This is a genomic window from Streptomyces sp. NBC_01233 (assembly GCF_035989305.1).
GTDB lineage: Bacteria > Actinomycetota > Actinomycetes > Streptomycetales > Streptomycetaceae > Streptomyces.
Genome location: NZ_CP108514.1, coordinates 8,433,451 through 8,447,742, shown reverse-complemented (window position 1 = coordinate 8,447,742; position 14,292 = coordinate 8,433,451). Strand labels below are relative to the sequence as shown.

Annotated in this window: 13 protein-coding genes; 6 read left to right on the top strand and 7 right to left on the bottom strand. The window is 74.4% G+C overall.

Annotation, left to right across the window (positions count from 1 at the left end; genetic code table 11):
* Positions 1-174: 174 nt before the first annotated feature.
* A complete protein-coding gene (locus tag OG332_RS39400) occupies positions 175-2,640 on the top strand; it encodes a right-handed parallel beta-helix repeat-containing protein (protein ID WP_327417940.1) in 2,466 nt (821 codons plus the stop codon).
* On the opposite strand, the gene OG332_RS39395 is transcribed toward OG332_RS39400, so the two are convergent.
* A complete protein-coding gene (locus OG332_RS39395; protein ID WP_327417939.1) occupies positions 2,582-4,990 on the bottom strand; it encodes a hypothetical protein in 2,409 nt (802 codons plus the stop codon). The genes OG332_RS39400 and OG332_RS39395 overlap by 59 nt on opposite strands.
* A 176-nt stretch (positions 4,991-5,166) precedes the next feature.
* Here OG332_RS39395 and OG332_RS39390 point away from each other — a divergent pair, with 176 nt between their 5' ends.
* A complete protein-coding gene (locus OG332_RS39390; protein ID WP_327417938.1) occupies positions 5,167-5,655 on the top strand; it encodes an SRPBCC family protein in 489 nt (162 codons plus the stop codon).
* Here OG332_RS39390 and OG332_RS39385 read toward each other — a convergent pair.
* Together OG332_RS39385 and OG332_RS39380 are read right to left on the bottom strand one after the other, a co-directional pair.
* Positions 5,627-6,412 (bottom strand): hypothetical protein, encoded by a 786-nt coding sequence (locus OG332_RS39385; RefSeq protein WP_327417937.1) that lies wholly within the window; start codon positions 6,410-6,412, stop codon positions 5,627-5,629. The two genes, OG332_RS39390 and OG332_RS39385, sit on opposite strands and share 29 nt — an antisense overlap.
* A 141-nt stretch (positions 6,413-6,553) precedes the next feature.
* Positions 6,554-7,699 carry a PLP-dependent cysteine synthase family protein gene (locus OG332_RS39380; RefSeq protein ID WP_327417936.1) on the bottom strand — a complete coding sequence of 382 codons (1,146 nt, stop codon included), beginning with the start codon at positions 7,697-7,699 and terminating at the stop codon, positions 6,554-6,556.
* A gap of 199 nt (positions 7,700-7,898) precedes the next feature.
* Between OG332_RS39380 and OG332_RS39375 the strand changes: the two genes are divergently transcribed.
* Positions 7,899-8,447 carry an ATP-binding protein gene (locus OG332_RS39375; protein ID WP_327417935.1) on the top strand — a complete coding sequence of 183 codons (549 nt, stop codon included), beginning with the start codon at positions 7,899-7,901 and terminating at the stop codon, positions 8,445-8,447.
* 89 nt (positions 8,448-8,536) lie between these two features.
* Here the strand turns inward: OG332_RS39375 and OG332_RS39370 are convergent, their stop codons facing one another.
* Together OG332_RS39370 and OG332_RS39365 are read right to left on the bottom strand one after the other, a co-directional pair.
* The gene (locus OG332_RS39370) at positions 8,537-9,796 is read right to left on the bottom strand and encodes an ROK family protein (RefSeq protein ID WP_327417934.1); all 1,260 of its coding nucleotides are present in this window, start codon (positions 9,794-9,796) and stop codon (positions 8,537-8,539) included.
* A gap of 43 nt (positions 9,797-9,839) precedes the next feature.
* Positions 9,840-10,511, bottom strand: a complete 672-nt coding sequence (locus OG332_RS39365) for an alpha-ketoglutarate-dependent dioxygenase AlkB family protein (RefSeq protein ID WP_327417933.1) — start codon at positions 10,509-10,511, stop codon at positions 9,840-9,842.
* Positions 10,512-10,550: 39 nt separating this feature from the next.
* Here OG332_RS39365 and OG332_RS39360 point away from each other — a divergent pair, with 39 nt between their 5' ends.
* Positions 10,551-11,294, top strand: coding sequence for a maleylpyruvate isomerase family mycothiol-dependent enzyme (locus OG332_RS39360; RefSeq protein WP_327417932.1), 744 nt, complete (start codon positions 10,551-10,553; stop codon positions 11,292-11,294).
* 69 nt (positions 11,295-11,363) lie between these two features.
* Positions 11,364-11,615 (top strand): DUF6332 family protein, encoded by a 252-nt coding sequence (locus OG332_RS39355; RefSeq protein ID WP_327417931.1) that lies wholly within the window; start codon positions 11,364-11,366, stop codon positions 11,613-11,615.
* A 4-nt stretch (positions 11,616-11,619) separates the two neighbouring features.
* On the opposite strand, the gene OG332_RS39350 is transcribed toward OG332_RS39355, so the two are convergent.
* On the bottom strand, positions 11,620-12,588 hold the full coding sequence (locus OG332_RS39350; RefSeq protein WP_327417930.1) for a spherulation-specific family 4 protein: 969 nt from the start codon (positions 12,586-12,588) through the stop codon (positions 11,620-11,622).
* A 348-nt stretch (positions 12,589-12,936) separates the two neighbouring features.
* Positions 12,937-13,635 carry a TetR/AcrR family transcriptional regulator gene (locus OG332_RS39345; protein WP_327417929.1) on the bottom strand — a complete coding sequence of 233 codons (699 nt, stop codon included), beginning with the start codon at positions 13,633-13,635 and terminating at the stop codon, positions 12,937-12,939.
* Between the two features lie 157 nt (positions 13,636-13,792).
* On the opposite strand from OG332_RS39345, the gene OG332_RS39340 reads away from it, so the two are divergent.
* Positions 13,793-14,254, top strand: coding sequence for a nitroreductase/quinone reductase family protein (locus OG332_RS39340; protein ID WP_327417928.1), 462 nt, complete (start codon positions 13,793-13,795; stop codon positions 14,252-14,254).
* Positions 14,255-14,292: the final 38 nt, after the last annotated feature.

The following is a 14,292-nucleotide window of genomic DNA, read 5'->3' as shown; positions in this document are numbered from 1 at the left end:
CGGCCGGATCGATCGCTCCAGCAGCTTCGGTGGCCCCAGCCGTTCCCACGGCGCTGAACCACACGGAGCGGCTGCGGCGGATCCGGTGAGTTCAGTGGTTCCGGTGGCTTCAGACGTCAGTGGCTTCGGTCGCATCGGGCAGCGCGAGTACGAGGGTGGGGGTACGACAGCACCATGGTTCAGGGCACGGTCCAGGTGACGCACGGCGGGTCTTCGCGGTGGCGGCGCCGCTCCGGTGAATATCCGACGCTGGCCGCCGCGCTCGCCGCCGCGGGAGACGGGGACGTGCTGACCGTCGCCCCCGGCACCTACCGGGAGAACCTGGTACTGCACCACGCCGTCACCCTGCGCGGGCCCGAGGGCGGGCTGGGGTCGGTGCGCATCGCCCCGCTCGACGGGGTCGCGCTGACCGTCCGCGCCTCGGCCGTGGTCCAGGACCTGTACCTGGAGGGCCAGGACCGGGCGGCGCCCGCGCTGCTGGTGGAGGACGGCTGCCCCGAGCTCACCGATCTGCGGGTCAGCACCCACTCGGCGGCCGGCATCGAGGTACGCGGCCCCGGAGCCCGGCCCCTCGTGCGCCGGTGCACGGTGGAGAACCCGGCCGGTGTCGGAATCGCCGTGCTGGACGGCGGCGGCGGGGTGTTCGAGGAGTGCGAGGTCGTGGCCGCCGGGCAGACCGGCATCTCGGTGCGCGGCGGCGGCCGGCCCCGGCTGGAGCGCTGCCGCGTCCACCACGCCACGGGCGCGGGCATCGGGGTCACCGGCGAGGGCTCGGGCCTGGAGGCGCTGGGCTGCGAGGTGTACGAGGTCAAGGGCTCCGGGGTGCAGATCGCCGCCCGCGCCACGGCCCGGCTCACCGACTGCGCGGTGCACCGCACCTCGGCCGACGGGGTCACCCTCGACACCGACGCGGTCCTCACCCTGGCCGGCTGCGACATCCACGACATCCCGGAGAACGCCGTCGACCTGAGGTCCCGTTCGGTGCTCACCCTCAGCCGCACCACGGTCCGCCGCTTCGGCCGCAACGGGCTGTCGGTGTGGGACCCGGGCACCCGGGTGGACGCCGAGTCCTGCGAGATCCACGACAGCACGGGCGACTATCCGGCGGTGTGGATCAGTGACGGCGCCACCGTCGCCCTCGATTCCTGCCGGGTGCACGACGTGCCGGACGCGCTGTTCGTGCTGGACCGGGGCTCGCGCGTCGACGTGGTCGACAGCGACCTGTCCCAGGTGCGCAACACCGCCGTCTCGGTGAGCGACGGGGCGACCGCGCAGCTCGACGACTGCCGGATCCGCGAGGCGGCCACCGGGGCGTGGTTCCGCGACCACGGCAGCGGCGGCACGCTCGCCAACTGCACCATCGACGCCGTGCAGACCGGCGTGATCGTCACCAAGGGCGCCGATCCCGCTCTGGAGCGGTGCACGGTCACCTCCCCGGCCGAGGCCGGGTTCTACGTGTCGGCGGGCGGCCGCGGCACCTTCACGGCCTGCCGGGTGACGGGCAGTTCCGGTTTCGGCTTCCACGTCATGGACGGCTGCCGCACCACGCTGACCCGCTGCCACACCGAGCGCTGTGCCCGCGGGGGCTACGAGTTCGCGGAGGACGGGCCGCTCGCCGAGGAGTGCACGAGCGACAAGTCCGGCCCGCGCCTGGCTGCCCAGTCGGCCTCGGGCGGCGGACTCGCGGGGGCGCAGGCGGGGATCCGTACGGTCACGGCGGCACAGAGCTCCGTACCGCAGCCGGCCCGGGCGCCCGCCACCGTACCGCGGCCCGCGGCGGACCGGCCGGAGGGCGGCGCGGCGGCGGGCGTGCGGGGTTCCGGCGAGGTGCTGGGCCAGCTCGACGCCCTGGTGGGCCTGGACAGCGTCAAGCGCGAGGTGCGCGCGCTCACCGACATGATCGAGGTGGGCCGGCGGCGGCAGCAGGCGGGCCTCAAGGCGGCCTCGGTGCGCCGGCACCTGGTCTTCACCGGCTCCCCCGGCACGGGCAAGACCACCGTCGCCCGGCTGTACGGGGAGATCCTCGCCTCCCTCGGGGTACTGGAGCGCGGTCACCTGGTCGAGGTGTCCCGCGTGGACCTGGTCGGCGAGCACATCGGCTCCACGGCCATCCGCACGCAGGAGGCCTTCGAGCGGGCGCGCGGCGGGGTGCTGTTCATCGACGAGGCGTACGCGCTGGCCCCGGAGGACTCGGGCCGGGACTTCGGGCGCGAGGCGATCGACACGCTGGTGAAGCTGATGGAGGACCACCGGGATGCGGTGGTGGTGATCGTCGCCGGGTACACGGCGGAGATGGACCGCTTCCTGACCGTCAACCCCGGTGTGGCCTCGCGGTTCTCCCGGACCATCACCTTCGGCGACTACGGGCCCGGGGAACTGCTGAGGATCGTGGAGCAGCAGGCGGAGGAGCACGAGTACCGGCTCGGGGAGGGCACCTCCGAGGCCCTGCTGACCTATTTCACGGAGCTCCCCAAGGGTCCGGCCTTCGGCAACGGCCGCACCGCGCGCCAGACCTTCGAGTCGATGGTGGAGCGGCACGCGGGCCGGGTGGCCCAGTTGTCGGAGCCCAGTACGGACGAGCTCACCCTGCTGTTCCCGGCGGACCTCCCGGCCCTGCCGGCCCTGCCCGCTCCTTGCTGACGGGGGCCCGCTGAGGGGGTACGTCGCCCCGTGCGGCCGCGTCCAGCCGGGCGAGCAGGGCGTCGCGTTCGGCGGCGAAGGCCGGATCGGCCTGGTAGTCGGAGTGGCCCAGGATCGGCGCGGGCAGCGGGTGGCGGGAGCTGCGTCCGTAGGCGATCGGGTCGGCGAGCGGGCCGCGGTCCACGTCCTGCCCCGCCCCGGGAAGCGCCGGGCCGCCGATGGGGTCGGTGGCCCGCCAGAGGTTGCGCCAGCAGTCGACCTCCTGGTGCAGGGCGGCGAGCGGCCCGGGACCGAAGTAGGCGGGGAACCAGCGGCCGTAGAGGCGGCCGAGCGGGGATCCGTACGTGAGCAGGGCGACCCGGCGCCGGGCGGGCGGCGGGAGTTGCCAGACGGCCGCCGCGGCGAGCACGCTTCCCTGGGAGTGGCCGGAGATCACCAGGCGGCCGCCGGTGCGGCCGGTCCAGCCGGCCATCCTCCAGGTCAGGTCGGGGACGGCGCGCTCGGCGTAGCAGGGCGGTGCGAAGGGGTGGGCCGCGCGCGGCCAGAAGGTGCCGACGTCCCACAGGATGCCGATGGTCCGGCGGGCGGAGGGGTCCCGGTAGGCGCGGCGGCCCCAGGTGACGAAGACGGCGATGCCGAGTCCGATGAGCCAGGACCCGGCGTCCTGGGCAGCGCGGGCGGCGCCCTCCAGCAACGGCTGGGTCCCGCGGGCCGCTTCGCCCGGCACCTGTCCGCTGAGCCAGGCTCCGGCGAGGGCGCCCGCGCCGAGCACGAGGGTGATCCCGGAGACGGCCGCCACGAACCAGGGCGCGGAGTCGGTGAGCGCGGCCGCGGTCCGCGCCCCGGCGATCCGGCGGCTGCGGGCCCCGTCCGGCGCCTCTCCCGGGTACTCGGCGGCCACGGCTGCGGCGAGCCGGGCCCGGGAGCGGGCACCGCGCACCGCGAAGCAGACGGCGAGCAGGGCCAGCACGAGGAGCATGGGCGGTAACACCGCGGCCTGCCAGGACAGCAGCACCGGCGGCCCGGGCAGCGGGGTGCCGGCCATCCCGGGGGTGGCACCGCCGTCCAGCCAGTCGGCGACGCGCTGGGCGACCCCGCCGGACATCACCCCGCCGAGCGCGCAGCCGAGCATGGCGACGGCGGGCCCGCCGAGGCCGTGCAGGGCGGCCGACGGATCGGGGGCCCGTCGGTGCAGGGACCGGGCCACGGCGGCGAGGGCGAGCACGCAGCAGCCCTGCCCCAGCATGAGCAGGCCGAAGGCGAAGTCCCCGGGGAGCCGTCCGGTGGAGGCCCAGCCGGGGCGCGACCAGCAGGCGTGGAGGAGGACGGCGGCGAGGAGGGCGAGGGCGGCGCCGGGCAGCAGGGTGGCGGCGGCCCGGTCGAGCCGGTGGTCGGCCCGGACTTCGGAGCGGCCGCGCCTGCAGACGACCCAGGCCACGGTGACGGCGCCGGCGGCGAGCAGCGCCTGGATGGTCCAGCCGAGGGCTTCGAGGGCGGGGGCGCCGGCCCGCCGGTCGTAGCGGGCGGTGGGCACGGCGACGGCCACCGCCACGGTGAGCAGCCCGGCGGCGGTGTGCGCGGCGCGCAGCCGGGCCACGATCCGGCGCCCGTACCAGAATCCCGGGCGGCCGAGCGCGGGCGCCGTGTCGGAGGCGGCGTCCGGGTCGGCGGAGCCGGCGGGCGGCGGCTGGGACTCGTAGGCGCTCCAGGTGCGGTTCGAAAGGAACCAGAGCAGCCCGGTCAGTGCGGCGGGGACCAGCGCTCCGAGGGCGAGGCGGCGCCCCGGCTGGGCCCACCAGCCGCCTCCGGGCGCGAGGAAGCCGAGCCGGGAGCGGGAGCCGGTGCAGGTGCGGGAGCCCGCGCACTGCCAGGCGAACAGGTCGAGCGCGACCTCGCAGGCGGCCGCGATCAGCAGCACGGTCAGGCTGAGCGCGAGGATCCGTACGAGGACCCCGTACGTGCGCACCGCGCGCGGGGCGGGGTCGGCGGGGGGCGTGGCGGGCCGGGCCCAGTGGGCGAGGTTGGCCACCATGAAGGGCAGGAGCAGCAGCCACAGGGCGCGGGCGCCGTTGCCGGAGGTGAGCCGGGACCAGCAGTAGGCCTCGGGGACGGGCCGCCCGGCGTACCGCTCGGGGTGCGCTTCGGCGTCGGCGTCCTCGGTGCGGCGGAAGACGGCGGCGGTGGAGTCTCCGGTGACGCGGACGGTGCGCGGGTCGCCGAGCAGCTCGCCGGGGGCGGCGCCGGCGACTCCGTGGACGAGGAGTTCGAGGGCGAGGGGATGGTCTGGCGTGGGACGGTCCGGCACAGCGGCCTCCGCTCGCGGGGGGCGGGATCGGCGCGACTCCAGCATCCCGCGTGCCGCCTCCCGTGCCCAGGCCCCACGCCGCACGAATCCCCCACGCGGGGTGAAAGTGCCGAGACCGGATCCGGGACGGGAATCTGCGCGGGATCGCAGCGGACATCTCGGGGCCGCCCGGCTATGGTGACGCCCACGCAGACCCGCACCTCGTCCCAGGGGGTACCGTCATGGCTCGCCGACTCCGTCCGGTGGGGCTGGACTTCATCGACGACGCGCCGATCCGGCTGGTCTTCGCCACCGAGGCGGCGGCGCCGCCCGAGGCCGTGTACCAGGCGCTCGCCGAGGAGGTGGCGGGCTGGCCGAGCTGGTTCAAGGCGGTGACCCTGGCCCGGCCCACGCACGGCGGCGCGGGCCGCGAGGTCAGGTTGATGGGCGGGGTGCGCCTCCAGGAGACGATCATGGCCGCGGATCCCGAGCAGCGCTACGCGTACCGGGTCGACACGACCAACGCCCCCGGAGTACGGGCGCTGCTGGAGGAGTGGCGGCTGACGCCGGCCGGCTCCGGCACGCACGTCCGCTGGACCTTCGCCGCGGACGGCTCGGCCCCGTTCCGCCTCGGCCTGACCGCCGCCCGGCCGGGGCTGGGCCACTCCTTCCGCACGGCGGTCCGCACGCTGGACGGGCGGCTCACCGCCCGGCGTGCGGCGGATCAGTAGCCGGGTCCGCCACCGCGCCGGTCGCACGGTGCACTTCGGCCAGCTCTCCGTAGCCCCCCGCGCCCCAGACCGCTCTGCGGAACTCCTGCAGGGTCATCGCCGGCCCGGTGCCGAAATGGACCACGGCGCACCGTGCGCAGCACCAGCCGCGGGACCAGACCTCCTCGGCGGCGTCGCGGCCGGCCGCGATCCGGGCCCGGAACGCCCGTTGGACCCGCACGGTCGAGACGATCAGCAGAACCGCCCCCAGCAGGGCGAAACCCGAGATCCAGGCCAGGAACAGGAGCTCGGCCCCGGGCTCGGGCGCCGGGGCCCACGTCGCGCCGCCCCACAGCGTCATCGACCCGTGGTTCACTTCGGCCGCGGGCTCGTCGGCGAACCAGTGCCCGCCCTGCGCGCCGCCGGTGAACGTACCGATCGACACCAGGACCAGCAGCACTCCCAGCGCCGTCCGCCCCGCGGTCACCGGCGGCGGCGGGGCCACGGCCAACGCCTCGGCCAGCCGCGGGACGACCTCGCGGGCGCCGACGCGCCGGTCGCCATCGTCCTCCTGGTACCTGGTGTGCCCGCTCACGCAGATGGCGGGGACGGCCCGCACCTGGTCGCGGTGATGGCAGCGCGGACACTCCAGCTGCGCCGCCCGGGACTCGGCCCGGGGCCGGTCCGGCCGGTCAACCGGCTGCGGCCGCCCGGCCGCACCGGTCTGGGCCCGTGTACGCGCGTCCCGTTCCGGTCTGTTGTACTCGATGCCCGCCATGGCTCCCCCGAAGCTGCGCCGCGCTGAAAAGTCCGCACAGCGTAGCCAGCCGACTCGGCTCCGCCCAGGGCGTTTTCGTCCCCGGACGGTCACGGTCGCGCCACAGGCCGGTCGGGCCGGCCGCTCCCGCCACGGGCCCGGTCAGGCCGACGGCTCGCGCCAGACCCCGGTCGTCAGCAGGGTGTCGATGGTCTTCGTGTACGGGGCGATGTCGAGCCGCTGCGCCGCCAGCCACTCGTCGGAGTAGTACTTGTCCAGGTAGCGGTCGCCCGGGTCGCACAGCAGGGTGACGACGCTGCCGGTACGGCCCTCCGCCACCATCTCCGAGATGATCTTCAGGGCGCTCCACAGGCCGGTGCCGGTCGAGCCGCCCGCCCTGCGCCCTATCGCCGTCTCCAGCGCGCGGCAGGCGGCGACGCTCGCCGCGTCCGGGACCTTCATCATGCGGTCTATGGCGCCGGGCACGAAGCTCGGTTCCATCCGCGGCCGGCCGATGCCCTCGATGCGCGAGCCGCAATCGCTGCTCGCGTTCGGGTCGTTGTTGGTCCAGCCGTCGAAGAAGCAGGAGTTCTCCGGGTCCGGGACGCAGATCCGGGTGTCGTGCTGCATGTAGTGCACGTAGCGCGCGATGGTCGCCGAGGTGCCTCCCGTACCGGCGGTCGCCACGATCCAGGCGGGCTCGGGGAAACGTTCCAGCTTCAGCTGCTGGTACATCGATTCGGCGATGTTGTTGTTGCCGCGCCAGTCGGTGGCCCGCTCGGCGTACGTGAACTGGTCCATGTAGTGCCCGCCCGTACGCGCGGCGAGCTCCGCCGACTCCTCGTACATCTTCATCGAGTCGTCAACGAAGTGGCATTCTCCGCCGTGGAATTCGATGAGCCGGCACTTCTCCGGGCTGGTCGTGCGCGGCATGACGGCGATGAAGGGAACGCCGATCAGCTTGGCGAAGTAGGCCTCGGAGACGGCGGTGGAGCCGGACGAGGCCTCGATCACCGGGCGGCCGGGGCGGATCCAGCCGTTGCAGAGCGCGTACAGGAACAGCGAGCGCGCGAGGCGGTGCTTGAGGGAGCCCGTCGGGTGGGTGGACTCGTCCTTGAGGTAGAGGTCGATGCCCCATGCCTCGGGGAGCGGGAAGCGCAGGAGGTGGGTGTCCGCAGAGCGGTTGGCGTCGGCCTGGACCTTGCGGACCGCTTCCTTCAGCCAGGCGCGGTAGTCCGCGTCGCTGCGGTCGACGTCCACGGTGGTGACCGTCGTACCGGTGCTGCTGGTGGTGCCGGTGGTGCTCATGCGCCGCGCTCCTTCATGGGTGCAATTCGCCCCCTCCTTTCGCAATGTACCTCGCCCACCTGCACAAACGTTCGCTTTGGGTTTCCATGCACATCCCTTTCGATCGCGTTCGGTTGCACTGTGCGGCACCGTGGGTGACCCTGGTGGAGCATTACCGAGGGTGCAGCACCCGTAACACTCATGTCGGGGAGTCGCAGCCGTGATCACTCATTCCCGCAGGCACTGCGTCGTCGAACTGCAGGCCTTGCCGTCGCGGATCGGCCAAATCCGCAGAATCGTTTCAGCGCAGCTGCGCCACTGGCAGCTCGATCCGCTCATAGACCGGGCTGCGCTCGGCGTGACGGAACTGCTCACGAACGTCCATCGCCACGCGCAGCCGGACAAGACCTGCACCGTCGAGATCGAACTCCGCCTCGGGCGCCTCACCGTCTCGGTGATCGACAGCGATCCGCGGCTTCCGGTGCTCCACGAAGCGCAGGTCGGCTCGCTGGAGACCTCTGGACGGGGCCTCGCCCTCGTGGCCGCGCTCAGCGAGTCCTGGGGCGCGCGGCAGCAGTCCGACGGGCCGGGCAAGGTGGTGTGGTTCTCGCTCACGGCGGCTCCCGCCCAGGCGGCACGCCCGCAGCCGGTGCGGATCGAGACCAGGCCCGTACGAGAACCCGCGCGGACGGTGCTCGTCGCCGTCGACCCGGGGGCCGTCGGGACGGGCGTGCCGGTGGCATCCCCGGTCGGGGCCGGGCCCGGGTAGACCCACCAGCCCCGCCCCGCCCGCCAAGGCCCCGCACCCGGTGGGGTTCCGCATCCGGCAGGGTTCCGGAGGAGAGGGCCTAGGCCGGCCTAGGCCAAGGCTCCCAGCGGGTCGTCGAGCACCGGCTGCCAGGCCAGTTCCGCCGCGCCCACCAGGCTATTGTGGTCCAGGGTGCACGGCAGGATCGGCACGCCGCCGCTGCGCCCCCACAGGCTGCGGTCGGCGACCACCGCGCGCAGCCGTTCCGGGTCGGCGTGCAGCAGTTCCCGGTGCAGGCCGCCCAGGATGATCCGGTCCGGGTTCAGGATGTTCACCAGGCCGGCGAGGCCGAGCCCGAGCCGGTCGATCAGCTCCTGTGTGGCGGCCCGTACCGCGGGCTCCGCGGGTTCGTCTCGCAGCAGGTCGCGGGCCTGCTGGAGCAGCGAGACCTCGGGGCCGGGGCTGCGGCCCGCCGCGGTGAGGAAGGCCAGTGGGTCCGCCTCCACGTCCAGGCAGCCGCGCCCGCCGCAGTGGCAGGCCCTCCCCTCGGGGTTCACGGTGAGGTGACCGACCTCCAGGGCCAGGCCCGAACTGCCGCTGTGCAGGCGGCCGTCCAGCACCAGGGCCCCGCCGACCCCGCGGTGCCCGGTCGCCACGCACAGCAGGTGCTGTGCGCTGCGCCCCGCGCCGTGCCGGTGCTCCGCCAGTGCCGCGAGGTTGACGTCGTTCCCGGTCAGGGCCGGGCCGTCGATCCCGGCCGCCTTCACGCACTCCGCGAAGATGGCCCGTACGGGAGAACCGGCCGGCCAGGCCAGGTGCAGCGGGTTCAGCGCGGTGCCCTCCGGCTCCGCGACCGCCGAGGGGACCGCGAGCCCCGCGCCGACGCAGCGGCGGCCGCTGTCCGCGAGCAGTTCGGCGCCCGCCTCCACGACCGCGCCGAGCACCTGGGCCGGGTCGGCGGAGACGGTGACCTTGCCGGGGGCGGTGGCCACGATGCGGCCGCCGAGGCCGACCAGGGCCGCCCGGAAGCCGTCCGAGTGCACCTGGGCCGCGAGGGCCACCGGGCCGTCCTCGGCCACGGAGAGGCGGTGCGAGGGGCGGCCCTGGGCGCCGCCGGCCCCGCCGGGGCGGGAGTCGACGCGGATCAGCCCGAGTGCCTCCAGCTCGGCGGCGACGGCTCCGGCGGTGGCGCGGGTGACCCCGAGCTCGGCCGTCAGGACCGCGCGGGTCGGGGCGCGGCCGGTGTGGACGAGCTCCAGCGCCGGCCCGAGCGCGCCGCGACCGCGTTCCAGCCTGGTCCGCGTGGCGGCCGTGGACGCGGATGGCGTGGTCACATCCCCCACCCGCGGCGGGGCCCCGTTGCCGTTCATGGCATCGATCCTCGCATGATCGGAGGGTGCCGGACGCCGCCGCTCAGCCCAGCCCGCCGACCCGCAGTGTGATGTTCAGCCGCCCGGTCAGCCCGAGGGCCCGCGGGCCCGTGCCCGGCAGGACCTTCGGCACTCCGTGGTAGGCCAGCCGGCTCGCGCCGCCGAAGACGAAGAGATCACCGCTGTGCAGCTCCACGTCCCGGTACGGGCGGCCGCGCGAGGTGGTGTTCCCGAAGCGGAAGACGCAGGTGTCGCCGAGGCTGAGCGAGACCACCGGAGCGGCGGACTTCTCCTCGGCGTCGCGGTGCATGCCCATGCGGGAGTCGCCGCCGTAGAAGTTGATCAGCGCGATGTCGTAGGCCGCCGCCGGGTCCGGCAGGTCCGCCGTGCCCCCCGGGCCCCCGTACGCGGCGGCCACCGCCTCCCGCCCCAGCTCGGCGAGCCACCCCGGCATCGGCTTGACCGGCGCCCCGTCCCCGTCGACGGCGGTGCGGGCGTACCCGTACGGAAACCAGTGCAGCCCGAGGCACACCTGCCGGGCGGTCATCACCCCGCCGCCCGGGGTCCGTACGGTGCGCAGGCCGGCCGGCGGACGGGCCCACGCGCGGCAGGCCGCCAGCAACTCGCCCTGCCGCTCGGCCCCGAGCCAGTCGGGCACGTGCACGGCGCCGGGAGCGATCACGGCCCGCTCGCGCGGGAAGAGTTCCCCATCCATGTCCCCCATTGTCGCGGGCGGGCTGATAAGACTCCCGGTATGGAGATCACCGAACTTGTGAAGACCCTCGCACGAGAAGGCGAGCTGCTCGCCGACGTGGCCGAACAGGCCGGTACGGACGCTCCGGTCCCCACCTGCCCGGGCTGGCACGTCACCGATCTGCTGCGCCACACCGGGTCGGTGCACCGCTGGGCGGCCGGGTACGTCGCGGAGCGGCGGCTGGAGCCGGTCGGCTTCCCGGACGCGCCGGAACTGGCCGGCGGCGAACTGCTGGCGTGGTTCCGGCAGGGCCACGCGGACCTGGTGCGCACCCTGACCGAGGCCCCGGCCGACATGCAGTGCTGGACCTTCCTCCCGACGGCCCCGCCCTCGCCGCTGGCGTTCTGGGCGCGGCGGCAGGCCCACGAGACGACCGTGCACCGGATGGACGCGGAGGCCGCGCGGGGTGTGGCGTTCTCCGCGGTGGAGCCGGAGTTCGCGGAGGACGGGGTCGACGAGCTGCTGACCGGCTTCCACGCACGGCCGCGCAGCCGGGTGCGTACGCCGGAGCCCCGGGTGGTAAGGGTCCGGGCCGCCGACACGGGCGCGGTGTGGACCGTGCAGCTGTCGCCGGAGCCGGCCAGGACGGTACAGGGTGACACGGGAGAGGCGGCCGACTGCGAACTGACCGGGGAGGCGGCCTGGCTCTACGCGGCCCTGTGGAACCGGCTCCCGCTGGCGGGTCCGGGAGTGACGGGCGACCTGGCGCTGGCCCGGCTGTGGAGCGAGACGGCCGGGATCTGAGCCGGACGGCGGGAGCGGCGCGGCGCAGGCCTCCTTGTGACGGGCAGTGCGGACTGTGACACTGCACGCATGGAGCAACGTACTCAGGCGGACCGTGACGCGATCACGATCGAGATCGGCTACGCCCTCGTCAGCGCCTGCTTCGCGGCCGCCCTCGCCTTCGGCGCGGTGTACGGGCCCGCGCCGGCGTTCTCCCTGTCCCCCGCGGCCGGCCGCGCCCTGGCGGTGGCCGGAGGAATCGTGGCGGGCGCGGTGTTCCTCCTCCGGGTCACCCACGTCCTGTGGCGCTTCGCCCGCCGCCCCGAGAACGACGGCCGCTGAACCGCTAGGTCGCCGGGCCCACCGCGGCCCACCGGGCGGCCAGCCGGTCGGCCATCGCGCCGGTCCGGTGGTCGACGGGGCACCGCCGACGGAGTCCGGGTGGGCATCGGGCCGGACTGCCACCCGGCGCCGAGTGCCGCCGCCGGATGTCGACCACTGCTCCAGACGCGACTGCCTGGCCGAGGGTGGCCGCGTAGGTGGTCTGGGCGCGGTACTTCCATGTCGGGCCCGCGTTCCAGGGGTTGGGCATGACCGTGCTGGTCGCGTACGCGTAGCCCGCGCCGCGGTCGAAGGCGGTGCGCAGGGTGGCGCGCATGGCCTCGGCGTCGGGGACGTCGTGGACCAGGTGCCAGAACGCCGTTCCGCTCGGATCGAGTTCGGTTCCGGCGCGGTAGCCGGACAGGGGGTCGAAGACGTTGCCGCCGAGCCAGCCGCCGCCGGTGTACGCGGCGTAGGTGTCCTCGTAGGTGACGAAGACGTCCGCGGTGCGGCGCCCCGGCTCCAGGTAGCAGTCGGCTATGGCGGTGCCGGGGTTGTTGACGACGAGGTCGGGGGCGGCCGGGTCGGCGGCGTTCATCGTGTCCTGGACGTAGCGGCGCAGTTCCGCGTAGTGGTCGCGGGTGGTGTTGGCGGGGCCGCAGTCGCGGCTGACCACGTCGAAGAAGATGCCGTCGACGTGGAGGCGGCCGTCGGGGGTCTTGAGGTAGTTGTCGACGGAGGCCTTGACGGCGGCGATGTCGCGGATGCCGTGGTCGGTGTGGACGTAGCCGAGCACCTTGGTCTTCTCGCCGGTGGAGGTGGTGCGTTTGCGCAGCGCGTCGGCGCGGGCCCGCCAGGGGGCGCCGAACGGGGAGTCCCCGTTGCCCGGGTTCAGGACGACCACCGAGGCGGCCGGACCGGTGGCGGTGAGGTCGGTCAGCATGGCGTCGTTCGCCCAGACGTACGCGGGGATGCCGATCTCCAGGCCCCGCACGCCAGGCATCCGGGGCTTGGGGGGGCGGAGCGGGGATCGGGGCGGCGGCCGTCACCGCATCGCGCGCCGACGCGGTGACGGCCGGCGCCGGCGCGGCCAGTAAGAGGGTGGCCAGGACGGCGTACAAGGCCTTTACGGCGCGAGGCATGAACGTTCCTCCGGCGGCGGCAGGGGGGCGACCCGAGGAACACTAGACGGGCGGCCCATCGGGCAAGGCCGAACCGCCCGCATTGGTATGAGGAACAGAAGAGCGAGTCATCGCCTCATCATGTGAATCTCCGGAAGAGGCCCGCCCCGCCCACCCCGGTCCCAGCCGTCGCCCCCGCCCCCGCCCCGCCCCCGCCCCCGTCATACGGCGGGCAGGCCTACGCCGTGACCCAGTTGGGCGGCGGCGTGCGCGAAGAAGGCGGCACGGTCCTCGACTACGCGGTTGAACTGGCCGAACAGTTCGAAGGAGACGAGGCCGACCAGTTGGGCCCAGGCGGCGACGAGGGCGGCCGTGACCTGCGGGGGCAGGCCCTCGGCGAAGTCGGCGGTCATCCGGTCGGCCTCGGGACGCAGGGCCGGCGGCAGCGGCGGGAGGGCGAGGCCGCGCCCCTCGTAGGCGGCGCGCAGGATGCCGACGAGGGAGTTGCCGACCCGGGAGGCGGGGCCGATCGTGTCCATGGGTGCGCTGTAGCCGGGCACCGGCGAACCGTAGATGAGGGCGTACTCGTGCGGGTGCTCCAGCGCCCAGGCGCGGACGGCCTCGCAGACCGCGATCCAGCGGGTGCGGGGCGGGGACCCGGCGGCGAGGGCGCTGGCGTCGGCCTCCTCGGCGGCGGCGCCGATGCTGTCGTACGCGTCGATGATCAGCGCGGTGAGCAGCTCGTCGCGGCTGGGGAAGTAGCGGTAGAGGGCGGAGGAGACCATGCCCAGCTCGCGGGCCACGGCGCGCAGGGAGAGCTTGGCGGCGCCCTCGGCCGCGAGCATGCGGCGCGCCTCGTCCTTGATGGCGGCGGTGACCTCGATGCGGGCCCGTTCCCTGGCCCCTCGCACGGTGTTCATGCGGGTCAGTGTGCCACGCGTCTGGAGCACTGGCCAGAAACCGGACCTCTGCTCCATTTCGAGAGCACTGCTCTTGCTTTGATGCATCGATCCGTGCACACTGTTCTCAAGCGAGAGCAGTGCTCTCTCAAAGCGGAAAACGGCCCCGGAGGTCACCATGAACGCGACGCCCACCCCGTACTACGTACAGGCCGGCCCGCTCGCCACCCGCTTCAACTCGCTCTTCGGCAAACTGGCCCGCTTCGGCATCAGCCTCGCCGGCAGTGCGGAGATGTCGGTGCGCGGGCGCAAGTCCGGCAAGATGCAGCGGATCCCGGTCAACCCGCACATGTACGAGGGCGCCCAGTACCTGGTCTCGGCCCGCGGCCACTCCCAGTGGGTCCGCAACATGCGGGTCGCGGGCGGCGGCGAGCTGCGCGTGGGGCGCAAGGTGCGGACGTTCACGGCCACGGAGCTGACCGACCCGGTCCAGCAGGCCGCCGTCCTGCGCACCTACCTGGAGAAGTGGGGCTGGGAGGTCGACCGGTTCTTCCAGGGCGTCTCCGCGAAGTCCTCCGACGCGGAGATCCAGGCGGCCGCCGCCGACCACCCGGTCTTCCGGATCACGGTGTCGAACTGACCCGGCGGACGTGCCTCGGCGACCGCCACGACCGCCAC